This is a genomic window from Pseudomonas morbosilactucae (assembly GCF_023241665.1).
Classification (GTDB): Bacteria; Pseudomonadota; Gammaproteobacteria; order Pseudomonadales; family Pseudomonadaceae; genus Aquipseudomonas; species Aquipseudomonas morbosilactucae.
This window is the reverse complement of the sequence record NZ_JALQCX010000041.1, coordinates 18,145-36,245: the sequence shown is the minus strand read 5'-3', so window position 1 is coordinate 36,245 and position 18,101 is coordinate 18,145. Positions and strand designations below refer to the sequence as shown.

Genomic DNA, 18,101 nt, shown 5'->3' with positions numbered 1-18,101 from the left:
CAATGCGCCTGTTTCGCTCGCTGCCCCTGCTGCTGACCCTGATCGCGCCCCTGGCCGTTGCCGACGACCTGTACCAGGTGGAAATGATCCTCGTGCGGCAGAACGCCGTGCCCGCCATCCTCAGCCGCGCCGCGCCCGAGGACTGGGCGGCCGATGCCCAGCGCCTGCCTGCCGAGAGCCAGCGCAGCCCGGCCCTGGGCGGCATTGCCGACAAGCTCGGCGCCAGCGGGGACTACAGCGTACTGATGCACAAGGCCTGGCAGCAGAGCCTGGGGGAAATCCCGGTCAAAGTGGCCCTCAGCGACGGCCAGGAGCAATTCGGCCAGTACCCCATCGAAGGCACCCTGGGCCTGAAACTCGGGCGCTTTACCGATGTGGCCGCCGATTTCTGGGTCAACCAGATCGACGCCAACGGCCTGATTACCGCCAGCGAGCGCCTGAAGCAGGAAAGCCACACCAAGAACGGCCAACTCAATTACCTGGACAACGGCCACTTGGCGCTGCTGATCAAAATCACCTCGCTGTCCAGGCCCGCCCCGAGCCAGGCGCCCGTTGAAATACCGGACTGATTGAAGTCCTTATGACCCCGCCCCTGACCAAACCCCTGGCGCCTTCCTGGGTCAATCGCTTCAAAGAGCAAGCACTGGAGCGCGGCCGGCGCTACGCCCTGGAGAACCGCGTGCGGATCGTCCAGGTGGGCGACAGCACCATCACCGCCAGTTGCGAGGGCTCGGGAGGCAACGTCTACCGCCAGACCATCAGCCTGCGGGAGTCCTCCAAAGGCGCCTTGTTGCTGCTCGACACTCAATGCACCTGCCCGGTGCGCAGCAACTGCAAACACGTGGCCGCGGTGCTGCTGCAAGTCCAGGAAACCCTGGCCTACCCGGCCGCCGCCAAAGACGCTGAACTGCTGGAGAAACTTCAGGCTGTCCTGGAGAACCGCACCCCGCCGAGCCTGCCCCAGCAGATCGTCGACACGGTGCAGCCGCGTCCGCGACTGTGGCTGGCAAGCATTGAATTCAGCGCCTTCGAGCCGCGCAACGGCAAGATGCAACGCTATATCCAGCACCGTGCCGCGCTGTCCTTCAACTACCTGGACGAGTACGCCAGCGGGCAGAAAAACAGCGACATCATCGTGCGCCAGGAACACCAGACCCTGCGCATCAGGCGCCAGCCGGAAGTGGAACAGGGTTACCGCGAACAGCTGCGCGCCCTGGGTTTCAAGATCGCCACCCGGCAAAGCAAGGCGCTGCCGGAAAGTGCCGGCGAACTCTTTGAAATGGTCAATGACAGCGCTTGGCTGACCTTTACCCTGAATGAGCTGCCGACCCTGCGCACCCGAGGCTGGGAGCTGCAGATCGACGACGATTTCGGTTTCGACCTGACCACCGTGGACGACTGGTACGCCACCGTCGACGCCGCGCCGGAGCGGGACTGGTTCGACCTGGAACTGGGGATCATCGTCAATGGCGAGCGTCTGAGCCTGCTGCCGATCCTGCTCAACCTGATGCGCTCCCACACTGAGCTGCTCAACCCGGAGCGCCTGGCCAAGCGGCGTGACGACGAACTGATCCTGGTGAACATTCCCAATCGTCCCAATTCACCCCACGGCCCACTGCAAGTGGCCCTGCCCTATGGCCGACTGAAGCCGGTACTGGCCACCCTCGGCGAGTTCTATCTGCAAGAACCCGGGGAAACCACCCTGCGCCTGAGCAGCGCCGACGCCACCCGCCTCAACCCGCTGGAAGCGCTGCCCCTGCTGTGGGAAGGCGGCGAGCATATCCGCACCTTCGCCCAGCGCCTGCGGGACATCCGCGACTACTCGGCACCCGCGCCACAAGGCTTGAACGCCACCTTGCGGCCTTACCAACTGGAAGGCCTGAGCTGGATGCAGTCGCTGCGCCAACTGGAAGTGGGCGGCATCCTCGCCGACGACATGGGCCTGGGCAAAACCCTGCAGACCCTGGCCCATATCCTCAGCGAAAAAAAACGCCGGGCGCCTGGATCGCCCCTGCATGGTGGTGATGCCCACCAGCCTGATTCCCAACTGGCTGGACGAAGCGGCGCACTTCACCCCGCAGCTCAAGGTCCTGGCGCTGTACGGCGCCGGGCGCAAAAAGCACTTCCCGAACTTGGCCGACTACGACCTGCTGCTGACCACCTACGCCCTGCTGCCCAAGGACGTCGAACTGCTGGCCGCCCAGCCGCTGCATGTGCTGATCCTGGACGAAGCGCAGTACATCAAGAACCCGTCGAGCAAGGCCGCTCAAGCGGCTCGCGAGCTCAACGCCCGGCAACGCCTGTGCTTGTCCGGCACGCCCTTGGAAAATCACCTGGGTGAGCTGTGGTCGCTGTTCCACTTCCTGCTCCCGGGTTGGCTCGGCGATGTGAAAAGCTTCAACCGCGACTACCGGGTGCCGATCGAGAAGCACACCAGCGAAGTGCGCCTGCAGCACCTCAATGGCCGGATCAAACCCTTCCTGCTGCGCCGCACCAAAGAGCAGGTGGCCACCGAGTTGCCGCCCAAGACCGAGATTATCCACTGGGTCGAACTCAACGAGGCGCAGCGCGATGTGTACGAAACCATGCGCCTGGCCATGGACAAGAAAGTCCGCGACGAAATCACCCGCAAAGGCGTGGCCCGCAGTCAGATCATCATCCTCGAAGCCCTGCTCAAGCTGCGCCAGGTGTGCTGCGACCTGCGCCTGGTCAGCGACACGCCGCCGCCTCGCGGCAGTTCGTCGGGCAAGCTCGACAGCCTGATGGAAATGCTCGAAGAACTGTTTGCGGAAGGCCGGAAAATCCTCCTGTTTTCCCAGTTCACCTCGATGCTGAGCCTGATCGAAGACGAGCTGAAACGTCGCCACATCGACTATGCCCTGCTGACCGGCCAGACCCGTGATCGACGCACGCCGGTCCGGGACTTCCAGAGCGGCAAGCGGCAGATCTTCCTGATCAGCCTGAAAGCCGGCGGCGTAGGCCTGAACCTGACGGAAGCCGACACGGTGATCCATTACGACCCGTGGTGGAACCCGGCCACGGAAAACCAGGCCACCGACCGCGCCTATCGCATCGGCCAGGAAAAACCGGTGTTCGTCTACAAGCTGATTGCACGCGGCACGGTGGAGGAGAAAATCCAGCACCTGCAACAGGAGAAGTCCGACCTGGCGGCCGGCGTGCTGGATGGGCGCAAGGCCGGGGACTGGCAACTGCAGAATGACGATATCGAAGCGCTGTTCGCGCCCTTGCCGGACAAGAAGTCCACACGCTGAACCCGCACCGGCAGCCAGGGGAAGAGGCGCCCCTGGCTGAAAGGCCTTAGGCGCTTGCTGCCAGTACCCGTGCCAGGGTCGCCGTGACCCGCCCCATCCCTTCCTGCAGTGCTCGCTCGATATCAGCCATGGTAATCAACACCGTGGACTTGCCTGCGGCCGGGTTGACCACCAGCGCCAGGCAGGCGTAATCCAGTTCCAGCTCACGGGCCAGGGCAGCTTCGGGCATCCCGGTCATGCCGACAATGTCGCAGCCATCGCGCTCCAGGCGGGTGATTTCTGCGGCCGTCTCCAGGCGCGGCCCCTGGGTGCAGGCATACACACCTTGAGCGCTGTGGGCGCAGCCTTCGGCCGCCAGGGCGGCGATCAGTTGCTGGCGCAGCGACTCGCTGTAGGGGTGGCTGAAATCAATGTGCGTCACCGCCTCCAGGTCATCGGCAAAGTAGGTGTGCTGGCGCCCGCTGGTGTAGTCGATCAACTGGTGAGGCACACAAAAATGCCCGGTGCCCATGGCTTCATGAATGCCACCCACGGCGTTGACCGCCAGGATCGCCTGGGCGCCGGCCTGCTTCAGCGCCCAGAGATTGGCCCGGTAGTTCACCTGGTGAGGCGGGAAACGATGGGGGTGGCCGTGACGAGCCAGAAACAGCACATCGCGACCGGCGTACTCGCCAATTTGAACCTCGGCTGACGGCGCACCGTAAGGCGTGTCGAGGGCCAGAGACTGGCGAATGTTCAACCCTTCCAACTGGGTCAGGCCGGTGCCGCCGATAATTGCGTAGACCGTCATGGCAAGGCGTCCTTAATCAATCAGTTGGGCATCTTTGAGGGCACCCAGCGCCGTCAGCCAACGGGGGTCCTGCTTGTACTCCAGCGAGCCCATTCCCTGGCCGCGCATCCGGGCGATTCGCGGTGCAGGCGTCACCTTCAGACGCTGGGCCGCACTCAGGGCCAGCTCGGCCGCAGCACGGTCATTGCACACCAAGCCCATGTCGCAACCAGCCGTCCAGGCGGCTTCGACGCGGTTCGCCGCATCCCCCACTACATGGGCACCGGCCATGGACAGGTCGTCGCTGAAGATCACCCCGTCGAACTGCAACTCGCCCCGCAGGATGTCTTGCAGCCAGCGCCGGGAAAAGCCGGCAGGCTGGGAATCGACCTGGGGATAGATGACATGGGCCGGCATCACCGCCGCCAGCTGTTGGCTCAGGCGGGCGAAGGGCACCAGGTCCTTGGCGCGGATCTCGTCCAGGCTGCGCTCATCATTGGGAATGGCGACATGGGAGTCGGCTTCGGCCCAACCGTGCCCGGGAAAGTGCTTGCCCGTGGCAGCCATGCCGGCACTGTTCATGCCACGGATAAACGCTCCGGCCAGCTCGGCGGCACGCTCAGGGTTGCCCTCGAATGCCCGCGACCCCACCACCGCGCTGCGTTGATGGTCGAGGTCCAGCACGGGAGCGAAACTCAGGTCCAGACCCATCGCCAAGACTTCCGTGGCCATGATCCAACCGCATTGCTCGGCCAGGTAGTCGGCATTGGGATTGTCTGCCAGCGCACGCATGGCCGGCAGCCGGACAAAACCCTGGCGCAGACGCTGAACCCGCCCGCCCTCCTGGTCCACGGCCAGCAACAGGTCCGGACGGACCGCACGAATCGCTGCACACAGCTCTCGCACCTGGCGCGGATGCTCGATATTGCGGCCGAAAATAATCAGGCCGCCCACTTCGGGCTGGCGCAGCAGTTGTCGATCTTCAGCCGTCAGCCAGGTACCGGCGACGTCCACCATCAAGGAGCCTTGCAGGCCAGCGGTCATAGAATTTCCTTAATAACGAAGGGCTCGCACCGAACGGCCAAGCCCATGGGCCCGGCACAGGCGCAGGAAAAATTCGCCACAGGCATAGCCAGGCGAATGACCCACGGTGAGGGGCGTACAAAGGGATAGGGAGCGAGAGTCGGCATGGGTGGCTAGCTTAGCGGATGTAAGCTGGCGCGCCCACCCGTGGCATCAGGCCTTGGCGACTGCCGGAGCCGACTTGCTACGAGGTTTAAGCTGGGCGCTGGCCATGGCATCGTCGGTCACGCCGGTCTCGGCACGCATGCCGGCAGCGAGGAACGGCACCATCAGGCGCATCACTTGTTCAATGGAGGTATTGACCCCGAAATCGGTTTCGGCGATGGCGCGCAACGCCTTGATCCCGGACATGCTAAAAGCCGCCGCACCCAACATGAAGTGCACGCGCCAGAACAGCTCGATCGGCGGAATGCGCGGGGCGGCTTCGTTGACCAGCAGCATGTAACGGCGGAACACCTTGCCGTACATATCTTCCAGGTAACGTCGCAAATGCCCCTGGCTCTGACTGAAAGCCAGCCCCAGGAGACGCATGAAAATAGACAGGTCGTTGCCACTGCGAGGCTGCACCACCAGAGCCTGCTCGACGAGGATCTCCAGCAGCTCTTCCAGGCTTGGCTTATTGTCCGGCTTGGCTTGGCGCCGCTCCAGCTCACGATCGAGGCTGATGCAAAAAGGCCCGAGGAAGCGCGAGAACACAGCTTGGATCAGGGCCTTTTTCGAACCGAAGTGATAGTTCACCGCCGCCAGGTTGACCCCGGCCTTGCTGGTGATCAGCCGCAATGAGGTTTCGGCAAAACCTTTTTCCGCGAACAACTGCTCGGCAGCATCGAGAATGCGTTCAACGGTTTCCGACTGGGCCATGGCTACTCCGCCTGACAAACACTTGTTTGAAACATACGTTTCAGCCCCTGCAATGTCAAGCCTGTCAGCCTGCTTCAGGCCCCACTGGCGCGCTATTTAACCATACCTGCAGCCCGCTGTAGCCAGCCCTGCCCAACCGGGCCGGAACAACCCCTCAAGAACCGTCCGGCGCCCCCGGAAAAAAGGAGGATTGCCAAGCGCGACTCACTGTATATAATCCCAGTCACTGTATAAAAAGACAGAGCGATCGACATGCTAAAACTGACGCCCCGCCAAGCTGAGATTCTGGCTTTTATCAAACGCTGCCTTGAAGACAATGGCTACCCGCCAACCCGTGCGGAAATCGCACAGGAACTGGGCTTCAAGTCCCCCAATGCCGCCGAAGAGCACCTCAAGGCGCTGGCCCGCAAAGGCGCAATCGAAATGACCCCGGGCGCTTCCCGCGGGATTCGCATCCCGGGTTTCGAAGCCAAGGCCGACGACTCCACGCTGCCGATCATTGGCCGCGTCGCCGCCGGCGCTCCGATCCTGGCCCAGCAACATATCGAAGAGTCCTGCAACATCAACCCGGCCTTCTTCCATCCACGCGCTGATTATCTGCTGCGGGTGCACGGCATGAGCATGAAGGACATCGGCATCATCGACGGTGACCTGCTGGCCGTTCACACCACGCGCGAGGCTCGCAACGGCCAGGTGGTCGTGGCGCGCATTGGTGATGAAGTCACCGTAAAACGCTTCAAGCGCGAAGGCAGCAAAGTCTGGCTGCTTGCCGAAAATCCTGAGTTCGCCCCTATCGAAGTCAACCTGAAAGATCAGGAACTGGTGATCGAAGGCTTGAGTGTCGGCGTGATTCGCCGCTAAAGGAGGCTTTATGCAGTTCCCACACGCACCACAGCAAGCACAACTGTCGCTGTTCGAGGCATTCCTGGCCCAACCCTTGGCGCCGATCCTCAAAGAAGTGACCGAAAAGCCCTGGAACAATGATCCGGAAGTTTTCAGTGAACTGTCGTTACGCGGTGCTGCGGGGAACTGCCTGAGCCTGCTGGCCCCCATTCTTCGGGAGCTGAGCGAAGAGCAAGACGCCCGCTGGCTGACCCTGATTGCCCCACCGTCGAGCCTGACCCAAACCTGGCTGCGCGATGCCGGCTTGAATCGCGAACGCATCCTGCTGCTGCACCCTCGCGGCGCTCAAAGCGCCCAGCAGTTGACCTGCGAAGCCCTGCGCCTGGGGCGCAGTCATACGGTCGTTAGCTGGCTAAATCCGCTGAACAACAGCGCCAAGCAGCAACTCATCAGCGCAGCGCGCACGGGCGACGCACAGAGCCTGAATATTCGATTGGGTTGAAACGGGAATGCTGCGGAATGACACGAGGCTTCTCGAGGATTGAGAAGCCGAAACAAAGCAAAAAACGACTGCAAAAAAACCGACCAGCGGACTCAGTGAAGAACCCGCGGCCCCTCTTCCTTATCGATTTCACCTTCAACCAAACGTCCGGCCATCTGCACGCCGACGCTCAACATGGCCTTGGCCACTTCCACATGCTGCCCCTGCAGGAAAGCCTTGGCGTCCTCGGAGAAATCCAAAGTAACCAGAGAACCCTCGTCCTCAGCCCTGCGCAGCTCGATACGACCGTCTGGCAACTCGACAATTTCTAGAAAGGACGTTGGCATAAAAGTCTGTTCTCCACGAAAGGCCGGGATTATATCAGTCATCGCTATGCCCTCGCTTGGGATCTTGAGCACGATCCACCCGCTAGCGACCCCGGTGCCTCTCGTTTCTTTCCTGGGTAAACCCACCCCGCATCCGCTTGTATCGAGCCTTCAGACTGACTCAGAAGTTCGGCTTGTACTCGAAGGATGCTGACGCCTGACTGTCCGAAAAAGGCGTGACTGGCGACTTCTTCAGAGTGATCTGATTGACCAAAGAGCCCGGGAACAGCTGCAGGCTGTTGTTGAAGCTCTCCACGTTCAGATTGAACAGCGTAATGGCGGCACCCACGTTGCCTTGCTGCTCCGCCACTTCCCGCAGCAAGCCATTCATCAGGTCCGCGGATTTCAACTCCGGATAGGCCTCGAAAGCCACATCCAAGCCCCCCAGCAGCGCCTTTGCCCCCTGATCAACGGGAGTCAGCGCTGCCCCATCCGCCATGGAAGGCAGGCGGGAGATGGCCGTGCGCAACTCGACGATCTGCGTCAGCAACTGGCTTTCATACTCCTGAAAACCCGCCACTTTGGGCTCGAGCATATCGAGCACCCGGATGGCTTGGCGCTCGTAGGTCAGCACGTCCGACCAGGCGCGTTGCACACGGTTATGGGCGGCGATGATTCTGTTGTAGCTGAGATACACAACAACCCCGAGGCCCACGACCACTACCAACAACAACTCCATTGCTTACTGCTCCATCTTGTCAGCGACCTTCGAAGGAAGATCAAAATTATTGTCGTGCAACTCTGCCAACTGATGCGCCAACTCCAACAGCGGACTCAGCCCTGGCAACTCAATACCCGCTTTGATTTGCTCACGAAAGGCCTGGAGATCAGCCAGAGATCCCGGATAGGCATAAGCCATGACTTCATCATTGTTGAAGCTCAGGCATAACCGCCCCTGCTCGGAGAACTCCAGGTTCACCTTGCTCAGCCGACGGGAAAGCGCCATCAGAAAGAGCAGGGTCGTGGGCGTGGCGAACTTGGCACAATCCAACTCGCGGCGACCCTGCAAAAGAAAGGTCCGATTAAAGTCGTCGAGCGTGGTCTCGAAACCCTTGCCCGCCAATGGCGCGCCCACCACGTCGGTCCGAACCGACAGCCCCTTCACCCAGGGAAAGTCCAGCACCAGGCTGTAGCGATCAAAAACCTCTTCGCCACCGCCTTTATCCTTGCGGAGATTCACATAGCGCAGATGGTGATATTCGAACGCCAACGAATGCAGGGCTCCCTGAAAGACACCCTGGGCAGACGTCACGATATCGCGACGCTCAGTACCGCGCAGGTAATCACTGAACTCGCTGCTCAACTTCTTGAAACACCAATCGGCAGTGCTTTCGGGTTCGCTCAACCCGTTGCTGAACAGCGAGCACTTACGTCCGATCCGGGCCGACAAATCGCCCAACGAGGACGAACGCCCTCGCTTGACCAGAAAACTGGCAAAGCAGCAGCCTATGGCGACCCAACCCATCCACCCCATGCCGTCCATCAGGTACGAGACGACCAGCGAGGCGAACGCCAGAACCAGCAGCAGCTTGGGCTGCGCGTGATCAAACTCCAGGCCACCTGGGAAGGCTTCAAGCCGGTCGAGCACCTGCAGCAAGTCGGCATTGGACTGGGCCCGGGAGACCTGCACCTGGCAGGAACCCAGTAAGCGGATCAGCTCTTGATCGCGCTGGAAAAACAACATGACTCATCCTTGATCAAATCTTCGAAGCCCGGATCAACCGGCACTCAGGCTCAGCACTCGTTCAAGCCATCACGAAAACGAATCGCCAGGGCCTTGAGGTTTTGCCGCCAGCTTTCCAACTCTTCTCGGCTCAGTGCCTGTTCCGGCTCGTCCTCATCGAGGTTGACCGCCACGATCAACGGCTGCGTCACATCGCCCTTGGGCTTGTGCGGGGCACGGGGCGGCTGGAACAGCGCGGCGTAGGCTGCCAACAGCTTGGCCAACCAAGTTTCCGAGTTATGGGCCAACTCCACCAGCTCGGCCAGCTCCGGAATTGCCAGATGATCCAGCACTTCCTGGGTAAGGATCAGCTCCGCACGAGGCGCATTGGCCTGGGGCAGGCGGTAAAACCCGGCAATTTCGTGGCAAAGCCCAAGCAGCGCGCCATAGAGATGAAACAGCACCGATTCCCGACCAGCCTGAACCTGAGCCTGAGCAGTCATCGCCCGCCCCTCTTCAGCTCGAGCCAAGGCTTCCAGGGACAAGCCGGCAAAGTAAATTTTCTGATTGGTACGGGTATAGAGTTCGTGGGCCATGACGGCAGCCTCCACAACAAAAAGTAAAACGGCACGTGGGTGGCACAGTGTCATGGATGGACTTGACCAATCGCAAGACAAAAAAAACCGCATGCAGCACATCGGCTGCATGCGGCTTTCAGGCGCCGGAGAAGTGGCCTCCCCCGTCACCCAACCTTAACGCTTGTCTTCGACCTTCCAGGTGCCGCCGTCGTAGAACGCACGCCAGCCGGTCGGCTTGCCGTCGACTTCGGTCTGCACGTACTGTTCTTTGGTCTTACGGCTGTAACGCACCACCGCCGGACGGCCATCTGGGTCCTTCTTCGGCGCTTCGCAGAGGAAGTGGTACTTCGGATCGATCTCATCCTTGTGCGGGATCAGCTCCAGCACCAGAGGCGCCCGAGTCTCACGGTTTTTCGGGAACTGACTGGCTGCCAGGAACAGACCCGAAGCACCGTCACGCAGGATGTAGGTGTCGTTGACCTTTTCGCATTTCAGCTCAGGCATCTTCACCGGGTCCATCTTCGGCGGCGCCGCATCACCGCTCTTCAACAGCTTGCGGGTGTTCTTGCAGGTCGCATTGGTGCAACCGAAGAACTTGCCGAAACGGCCAGTCTTCAGTTGCATCTCACTGCCGCACTTGTCGCATTCCAGGCTCGGACCTTCATAGCCCTTGATGCGATAGCTGCCCTCTTCGATCTCGTAGCCCGCGCAATCCGGGTTGTTACCGCAGATGTGCAGCTTGCGCTTCTCGTCCAGCAGGTAGGCATCCATCGCCGTGCTGCAGATCGGGCAGCGATGCTTGCCGCGCAACACCAGGGATTCGGATTCACCTTCGTCGTCCGCAGCAATCTCGTCACCCGGCACCAGGTTGACGGTGGCCTTGCAACGTTCTTTCGGCGGCAGGCTATAACCCGAGCAGCCGAGGAATACGCCAGTGGACGCTGTACGAATCTGCATCGGACGGCCACAGGTCAGGCACGGGATGTCGGTCATCACCGGCTGGTTGGCGCGCATGCCGGTCTCGGCACCTTCCGCCACTTCAAGTTTCTTCTTGAAGTCGCCGTAGAACTCGTCGAGCACGTTCTTCCAATCACGCTCGCCCTGGGCGACGTCATCGAGGTTCTCTTCCATGCCGGCAGTGAAGCCGTAGTCCATCAGGTTGGAGAAACTCTCGGAGAGACGCTCGGTGACAATGTCACCCATCTTCTCCGAATAGAAACGACGGTTGTGCAGGGCCACGTAGCCGCGATCCTGAATGGTGGAAATGATCGCTGCGTAAGTCGACGGACGACCAATACCCCGCTTTTCCATCTCCTTGACCAGGCTGGCTTCAGAGTAACGCGCCGGCGGCTTGGTGAAGTGCTGGCTCGGGTCGAGCTTGATCAGCTTCAACACTTCGCCCTGGGCCATGTCTGGCAACACATCGTCGTCGCCCGGCTTGCTGATTTGCGGCATCACACGGGTGTAGCCGTCGAACTTGAGGATGCGGCCCTTGGCCCGCAGCTCGAAGCCGCTGGCCGCGACACTGACAGTGGTCGACAGGTATTGCGCCGGCAGCATCTGGCACGCCAGGAATTGGCGCCAGATCAGCTCGTAGAGACGCTCAGCATCACGCTCCATGCCCGACAGCTTGCTTGGCTCGGTGTTGGCATCAGAAGGACGAATCGCTTCGTGAGCCTCTTGTGCGCCTTCCTTGCTGCTGTAGACGTTGGGGTTCTCCGGCAGGTACTTCTTGCCGAACTCGCTTTCAATATACGTCCGTGCCATCGCCACGGCATCGACCGAGAGGTTGGTGGAGTCGGTACGCATATAGGTGATGTAGCCAGCTTCATAGAGACGCTGGGCCATCATCATGGTTTTCTTCACCCCGAAGCCCAGACGGTTACTGGCAGCCTGTTGCAAGGTGGAGGTAATAAAAGGTGCCGACGGCTTGCTGCTGGTCGGTTTGTCTTCACGCTTGGCGATGGTGTAGGCAGAAGCCTTGAGCTTCTCCAGGGCTGCCATGGCCTGGGCTTCGTTGAGTGGCTTGAAGGCTTCGCCGTTTTCCCGAGCCACTTCAAAGCGCACCTTGGCACCCTTGGCGGTGCCCAGGTCGGCGTGGACTTCCCAGTACTCTTCAGGGTTGAACGCACGAATCTCGCGCTCACGCTCCACCACCAGCTTGACCGCCACCGATTGCACACGGCCGGCAGACAGGCCACGAGCGATTTTCGCCCACAGCAACGGCGAAACCATGTAACCCACTACGCGGTCGAGGAAGCGTCGAGCCTGCTGGGCATTGACCCGGTTGATATCCAGCTCGCCGGGCTGGGAGAAGGCTTCCTGGATCGCCTTCTTGGTGATTTCGTTGAACACCACGCGCTTGTAGCGGCTGTCGTCACCGCCAATGGCTTCCCGCAGGTGCCAGGCAATGGCTTCCCCTTCGCGGTCCAAGTCCGTTGCCAGATAGATGGTGTCGGCATCCTTGGCTAGGCGACGCAGCTCTTCAATGACCTTTTCCTTGCCGGGAAGGATCTCGTACTTGGCTTTCCAGCCGTGATCCGGATCGACACCCATGCGCGAAACCAGCTGCTTGCGCGCCTTTTCCTTCGGCGACAGGGCCGGTGCCTCGCCCGCAGCGGCCTTGCCGCGCTTGGCGGCAGGCTCCTTGGCGGCACTGGCCGAACCGCTGGTGGGCAGGTCTCGGATATGGCCGATACTCGACTTCACCACGTATTGGTTACCCAAGTACTTGTTGATGGTCTTGGCCTTAGCCGGGGATTCCACAATGACCAGCGATTTGCCCATGGATCAGAAAATTCCTGAATTCGAGAAGTGAAAGGCGGTTGGCGCCTGACGCGGCACCGCTATATATAGTGGCAACAAGGTGAGGTCAAGCGCAGGGTTCCGCGCGACCAGCGCTCAAGCCGGTGAAAAAAGACTGGCTTCGGCCTGCACCAAAGCAAAGCGTGGGACCTGTTCGCCGTCAACCTCGACCGACTCCAGGAACATGCTCAAGGGACGCACCCAAAAGCCGTAATCGCCATACAGGGCTTGGTAGAAGACCACCTCTTCTTCGGTTTCCGAGTGCCGCGCCACGTTGAAAACGCGGTACTGCGGCCCCTTGTAATGCTGATAGAGCCCGGGTTGTAACTTCATGCTCTGGCCCTCGTGCAAATTTTTTAAAAATAAAAACAAATAAATCGTCAGAAAAACAAAAACCGGGGCACTGGGCCCCGGCTTCCATCGAGCGAACGCTTAAACGCGTTCGAAGACGGTGGCAATGCCCTGGCCGAGGCCAATGCACATGGTGGACACACCGAAGGTGCCGCCATTCTGCTTCATCACGTTGAGCAAGGTGCCGGAGATCCGTGCACCGGAGCAACCGAATGGGTGGCCCAGGGCAATCGCACCGCCGTGCAGGTTAACCTTCTCGTTCATCTTGTCGAGCACTTTCAAATCTTTCAGCACTGGCAGGGCCTGTGCAGCGAATGCTTCGTTGAGCTCGAAGAAGTCGATATCGGCAATCCCCAGACCCGCGCGTTTCAGGGCTTTCTGAGTCGCTGGTACTGGACCATAGCCCATGATCGCCGGGTCCACACCCGCCACGGCCATGGAACGGATCACCGCCAAAGGCTGGATCCCCAGGTCCTGGGCACGCTGGGCCGACATCACGATCATGCACGAGGCACCGTCAGTGATCTGCGACGATGTACCGGCTGTCACGGTGCCGCCCTTAGGGTTGAAGGCCGGCTTCAAGGCCGCCAGGCTTTCCAGGGTGGTTTCCGGACGGATGGTTTCGTCGTAGTCGAACAGCTTCAGGAAACCGTTCTCGTCGTAACCCTGCATCGGGATGATTTCGTCCTTGAACTTGCCTTCCACCGTCGCCTTGTGGGCGAGTTGGTGGGAACGCACGCCAAAGGCGTCCTGCTGTTCACGGGTGATGCCGTGCATCTTGCCGAGCATTTCCGCGGTCAGGCCCATCATGCCCGAGGCTTTCGCCGCGTACAGGGACATGTGCGGGTTCGGATCGACACCGTGCATCATGCTCACGTGGCCCATATGCTCGACGCCGCCCACGACGAATACGTCACCGTTGCCGGTCATGATCGCTTGCGCAGCGGTGTGCAGGGCGCTCATGGAGGAACCGCACAGGCGGCTGACCGTCTGACCGGCCGAGGTGTGAGGGATCTGGGTCATCAGCGACGCCATGCGTGCGATGTTCCAGCCCTGCTCCAGGGTCTGGTTGACGCAGCCCCAGATCACATCTTCGACTTCGTTGGGGTCGACCTTGACGTTGCGTTCCAGCAGCTTGCTGATCAGGTGCGCCGACATGTCTTCGGCGCGGGTGTTGCGGTGCATGCCGCCCTTGGAGCGGCCCATCGGAGTACGACCGAAGTCGACAATCACGACGTCTCTAGGATTCAAGCTCATATGTTCACTCTCGCTCTCTAGTGGGGGCGCTTAACCGAAGAAGCTCTGGCCGTTCTTGGCCATTTCACGCAGCTTCGCGGTCGGGTGGTACAGCGCGCCCAGATCGGCGTACTGATCGGCCAGGGCAACGAACTCGGCGACACCGATTGAATCGATGTAACGCAGCGCACCGCCACGGAATGGAGGGAAACCAATACCGTAGACCAGGCCCATGTCGGCTTCAGCTGCGGTTTCGACGATGCCGTCTTCCAGGCAACGAACGGTTTCCAGGCACAGCGGGATCATCATCCAGTTGATGATGTCTTCGTCAGTGACTTCACGCTGCTCGTAGACGATCGGCTTGAGCACTTCCAGCACCGACGAATCGGCGACTTTCTTCTGCTTGCCGCGCTTGTCGGTCTCGTAGGCGTAGAAACCCTTGCCGTTTTTCTGACCCAGGCGCTTGGCTTCGTAGAGCACGTCCACGGCCGAACGACGGTCGTCCTTCATGCGGTCCGGGAAGCCTTCAGCCATGACGTCGCGGCCGTGGTGGCCGGTGTCGATGCCGACCACGTCCATCAGGTACGCCGGGCCCATGGGCCAGCCAAATTTTTCCATGATCTTGTCGATACGCACGAAGTCCACGCCGGCGCTGACCAGCTTGGCGAAACCGCCGAAGTACGGGAACAGCACGCGGTTGACCAAAAAGCCCGGGCAGTCGTTGACCACGATCGGGTTCTTGCCCATTTTCTTGGCGTAGGCAACGGTGGTGGCCACGGCCAGTTCGCTGGACTTCTCGCCACGGATGACTTCCACCAGCGGCATCATGTGCACCGGGTTGAAGAAGTGCATGCCGACGAAGTTTTCCGGACGCTTGAGGGCCTTGGCCAGCAGGCTGATGGAAATGGTCGAGGTGTTGGATGCGAGGATGGTGTCCTCTTTGACCTGGCCTTCGACTTCAGCCAATACCGCTTGCTTGACCTTAGGGTTCTCGACCACCGCCTCGACCACCAGGTCGACGTGACCGAAGTCGCCGTAAGACAGGGTCGGACGAATACCGTTGAGCACTTCAGCCATTTTCGCGGCAGTCATGCGGCCTTTATCAACGCGACCGACCAGCAGTTTCGCGGCTTCCGCCAGGCCCTGCTCGATACCGTGTTCGTTGATGTCTTTCATCAGGATCGGCGTGCCTTTGGACGCCGACTGGTAGGCAATGCCACCGCCCATGATGCCTGCGCCGAGTACCGCGGCCTGCTTCACGTCTTTGGCGATTTCATCGTAGGCCTTGGCCTTTTTCTTCAGTTCCTGATCGTTCAGGAACAAGCCGATCAGGCTTTGCGCCGCCGAGGTCTTGGCCAGCTTGACGAAACCAGCAGCTTCCACTTCCAGGGCCTTGTCGCGACCGAAGTTGGCGGCTTTCTGAATGGTTTTGATCGCTTCGACCGGCGCGGGTAGTTCGGGCCAGCCTGGCCGGCCACGAAACCTTTGGCGGTTTCGAACGCCATCATTTGTTCAATGGCGTTGAGCTTGAGTTTTTCCAGCTTCGGCTGGCGCTTGGCCTTGTAGTCGAACTCGCCGGAGATGGCACGCTTGACGGTGGCCAAGGCGGCTTCGTGAAGTTTTTCCGGAGCGACCACAGCGTCGACTGCGCCGACTTTCAGCGCGTCTTCAGCACGGTTTTCCTTGCCGGCGGCGATCCACTCGATGGCGTTGTCGGCACCGATGATGCGCGGCAGGCGCACGGTCCCGCCAAAGCCCGGGTAGATGCCCAGCTTGACTTCCGGCAGGCCGATCTTGGCGCTGGCAGCCATGACGCGGTAGTCCGCCGCCAGGCACATTTCCAGGCCGCCACCCAGGGCGATGCCGTTGATCGCGGCAACGGTCGGAACATTGAGGTCTTCAAAATCGCTGAAGATCTTGTTGGCTTCGAGGTTGCCCGCCACCAGCTCGGCATCCGGCAGCTTGAAGTTGTCGACAAACTCGGTGATGTCGGCGCCGACGATGAACACGTCTTTGCCACTGCTGACGATCACACCCTTGATCGAAGCATCTGCCTTGATGGTGTCAACAGCCTGACGCAATTCGTTCAGGGTTAGACGGTTGAACTTGTTGACGGACTCACCCTTGAGGTCGAAATTCAATTCGACGATGCCACTTTCAAGAGCCTTAACCGTGATGGCTTTACCTTCGTAAATCATCAACTGATCTCCACGATATGGAAGCTGAACAGTACACGTCGGACGCTAACTTCTGGCTCGGCACGGACGTTTTCGTCGATGCTCAGGCCAATCCGCAAGGCACACCCGCCAACGCGATAGTCGGGATTCTGTACAGAGCCATTTGCCATGCAAACGCTCATTTCATACGCCCGTTTGATTTGGGTACGCCACATTCAGGGAAAATCCGCCAATTGTCAATCGTACAAAAGGCTGTTTGAAACGCGACTTTGCAGTCATCTCGGTAACGCCCCGAGCACCAACACGCGCGCGCATTTTTAACCATTCATAGAATCAATAATTAGAAAGTTCGCCCTAACTCGCCTTGCATGAAGGCAATTGAAGCCTAAGCTGGCGAAAAGCTTGAGAGAAAAATGTACGCGCTTTTGTCGAATGCAAAGCGTAGGATCAGCGACACACAAAACCCTATGGTGCGCCCTGGGTCGCTGCAAACAGATTACCGGCCTGCCTGGCCAATCCCAGCCCGATGATGATGTCGGGCTTTTTATTGCCTGCTATTTCGGGCGACGCCGTTGCAGCGCCCCCCCCTTGCAGCTCAGGCCTGGGCTTTGAGCAACTCGGCAATATCCTGCAAGACACTCAGTTCGCCGCGCTCATTCCAATACAGGGCGATCATCTGTTTATCTGCCTCGACTTTGAAGACTGTCGACGGCAGCACGCTTAACTGAGCGAGCAATGCCTGATCCTCGCAAGGCTCGCGCCATTGATTAACCCACTCCCCCGGCGCGATTTGCCAGTAGCTCCAGCACGCCGCCGCAACACTGCGGCGCGGGCGATGGTACTGCGGACAGGGGTTCGGCGGCTCCTGCCCGAGCCAGTGCGGCCACTCCTGGGGCGCCAGCTGCATGGCCAGCCCCATGCGCCGCGCCTCCATGCGCATGGCGATCTGGCCGCTCTGGCGGCGCGAAGGACGCAGCCATGCCAGAGGGCTTAACACCACCGCAAGGATTGACACCACTATCCAGACCGTCATATCTGTACTCCCGATTCTTGATGAGCGCGTTGGGCCACACCGGAACCAACGCGCTTGAAACCAGCCATACTTGAAGCTATCGCCATCCTCAGGAGGAGCACCTCATGTCCTACAACCATATTCTGGTCGCTGTAGACCTAACCGAAGAGTGCGATCCTGTTATCCACCGCGCTCGCGAACTGTCGGTCGCCAGCGGGGCCAAATTGTCCCTGGTGCACATTGTCGAGCCGATGGCCATGGCCTTTGGCGGCGACGTGCCGATGGACCTGTCCCAACTCCAGCAACAGCAATTCGACCAGGCCAAGGAGCGCCTCGACCGACTGATCGCTAAATACCCGGAGCTGACCAAGGAGTTCAGCCACCTGACCTACGGCCAGCCGCGTCAGGAAATCCATCACCTGGCCAAAGAGCAGCATTGCGACCTGATCGTGGTCGGCAGTCACGGCCGCCACGGCCTGGCCCTGCTGCTGGGCTCCACCGCCAATGACGTGCTGCATGGCGCACCCTGCGACGTGCTGGCCGTGCACCTGGCCAAGCGCTAAGCAAACACGGCCGCAGAAAAA

Annotated in this window: 15 protein-coding genes and 2 pseudogenes; 5 read left to right on the top strand and 12 right to left on the bottom strand. The window is 60.4% G+C overall.

Annotation, left to right across the window (positions count from 1 at the left end):
- Positions 1–2 precede the first annotated feature (2 nt).
- The gene (locus M1B35_RS21915) at positions 3–569 is read left to right on the top strand and encodes a CsiV family protein (protein WP_268263043.1); all 567 of its coding nucleotides are present in this window, start codon (positions 3–5) and stop codon (positions 567–569) included.
- Between the two features lie 11 nt (positions 570–580).
- Positions 581–3,272 (top strand): annotated as a pseudogene (locus M1B35_RS21910) (SNF2-related protein).
- 46 nt (positions 3,273–3,318) lie between these two features.
- Here M1B35_RS21910 and M1B35_RS21905 read toward each other — a convergent pair.
- From M1B35_RS21905 to M1B35_RS21895, 3 genes are all read right to left on the bottom strand, one after another.
- Positions 3,319–4,062 carry an S-methyl-5'-thioinosine phosphorylase gene (locus M1B35_RS21905; RefSeq protein WP_268263042.1) on the bottom strand — a complete coding sequence of 248 codons (744 nt, stop codon included), beginning with the start codon at positions 4,060–4,062 and terminating at the stop codon, positions 3,319–3,321.
- A 12-nt stretch (positions 4,063–4,074) separates the two neighbouring features.
- Entirely contained in the window at positions 4,075–5,073 is a 999-nt protein-coding gene (nagZ, locus tag M1B35_RS21900; RefSeq protein ID WP_185039279.1) for a beta-N-acetylhexosaminidase, read from the bottom strand.
- Positions 5,074–5,277: 204 nt separating this feature from the next.
- Positions 5,278–5,985 (bottom strand): TetR/AcrR family transcriptional regulator, encoded by a 708-nt coding sequence (locus M1B35_RS21895; protein ID WP_268263041.1) that lies wholly within the window; start codon positions 5,983–5,985, stop codon positions 5,278–5,280.
- A gap of 252 nt (positions 5,986–6,237) precedes the next feature.
- Between M1B35_RS21895 and lexA the strand changes: the two genes are divergently transcribed.
- Together lexA and sulA are read left to right on the top strand one after the other, a co-directional pair.
- Complete coding sequence (lexA, locus tag M1B35_RS21890) at positions 6,238–6,846, top strand: transcriptional repressor LexA (protein ID WP_123330689.1); 609 nt, start codon at positions 6,238–6,240, stop codon at positions 6,844–6,846.
- Between the two features lie 10 nt (positions 6,847–6,856).
- Positions 6,857–7,330, top strand: a complete 474-nt coding sequence (gene sulA, locus M1B35_RS21885; RefSeq protein WP_268263040.1) for an SOS-induced cell division inhibitor SulA — start codon at positions 6,857–6,859, stop codon at positions 7,328–7,330.
- 92 nt (positions 7,331–7,422) lie between these two features.
- On the opposite strand, the gene M1B35_RS21880 is transcribed toward sulA, so the two are convergent.
- The 9 genes and pseudogenes from M1B35_RS21880 to M1B35_RS21840 form a co-directional block, all read right to left on the bottom strand.
- A complete protein-coding gene (locus M1B35_RS21880; RefSeq protein WP_123334319.1) occupies positions 7,423–7,656 on the bottom strand; it encodes a hypothetical protein in 234 nt (77 codons plus the stop codon).
- 160 nt (positions 7,657–7,816) lie between these two features.
- Entirely contained in the window at positions 7,817–8,374 is a 558-nt protein-coding gene (locus M1B35_RS21875) for a LemA family protein (RefSeq protein WP_123330685.1), read from the bottom strand.
- Between the two features lie 3 nt (positions 8,375–8,377).
- A complete protein-coding gene (locus M1B35_RS21870) occupies positions 8,378–9,379 on the bottom strand; it encodes a hypothetical protein (protein ID WP_268263039.1) in 1,002 nt (333 codons plus the stop codon).
- A gap of 50 nt (positions 9,380–9,429) precedes the next feature.
- Positions 9,430–9,954, bottom strand: a complete 525-nt coding sequence (locus tag M1B35_RS21865) for a DUF6586 family protein (protein ID WP_268263038.1) — start codon at positions 9,952–9,954, stop codon at positions 9,430–9,432.
- 156 nt (positions 9,955–10,110) lie between these two features.
- The gene (gene topA / locus M1B35_RS21860) at positions 10,111–12,723 is read right to left on the bottom strand and encodes a type I DNA topoisomerase (protein ID WP_123330678.1); all 2,613 of its coding nucleotides are present in this window, start codon (positions 12,721–12,723) and stop codon (positions 10,111–10,113) included.
- Between the two features lie 114 nt (positions 12,724–12,837).
- Positions 12,838–13,074: a DUF1653 domain-containing protein gene (locus tag M1B35_RS21855; RefSeq protein WP_123330676.1), complete on the bottom strand. Its 237-nt coding sequence runs from the start codon at positions 13,072–13,074 to the stop codon at positions 12,838–12,840.
- A gap of 99 nt (positions 13,075–13,173) precedes the next feature.
- Entirely contained in the window at positions 13,174–14,349 is a 1,176-nt protein-coding gene (gene fadA, locus M1B35_RS21850) for an acetyl-CoA C-acyltransferase FadA (RefSeq protein ID WP_268263037.1), read from the bottom strand.
- A 30-nt stretch (positions 14,350–14,379) separates the two neighbouring features.
- Positions 14,380–16,526: pseudogene (fadB, locus tag M1B35_RS21845) on the bottom strand (fatty acid oxidation complex subunit alpha FadB).
- A 574-nt stretch (positions 16,527–17,100) separates the two neighbouring features.
- Positions 17,101–17,538 carry a hypothetical protein gene (locus M1B35_RS21840; RefSeq protein WP_268263036.1) on the bottom strand — a complete coding sequence of 146 codons (438 nt, stop codon included), beginning with the start codon at positions 17,536–17,538 and terminating at the stop codon, positions 17,101–17,103.
- A 104-nt stretch (positions 17,539–17,642) separates the two neighbouring features.
- Here M1B35_RS21840 and M1B35_RS21835 point away from each other — a divergent pair, with 104 nt between their 5' ends.
- Positions 17,643–18,080 (top strand): universal stress protein, encoded by a 438-nt coding sequence (locus tag M1B35_RS21835; protein WP_123330665.1) that lies wholly within the window; start codon positions 17,643–17,645, stop codon positions 18,078–18,080.
- Positions 18,081–18,101 lie beyond the last annotated feature (21 nt).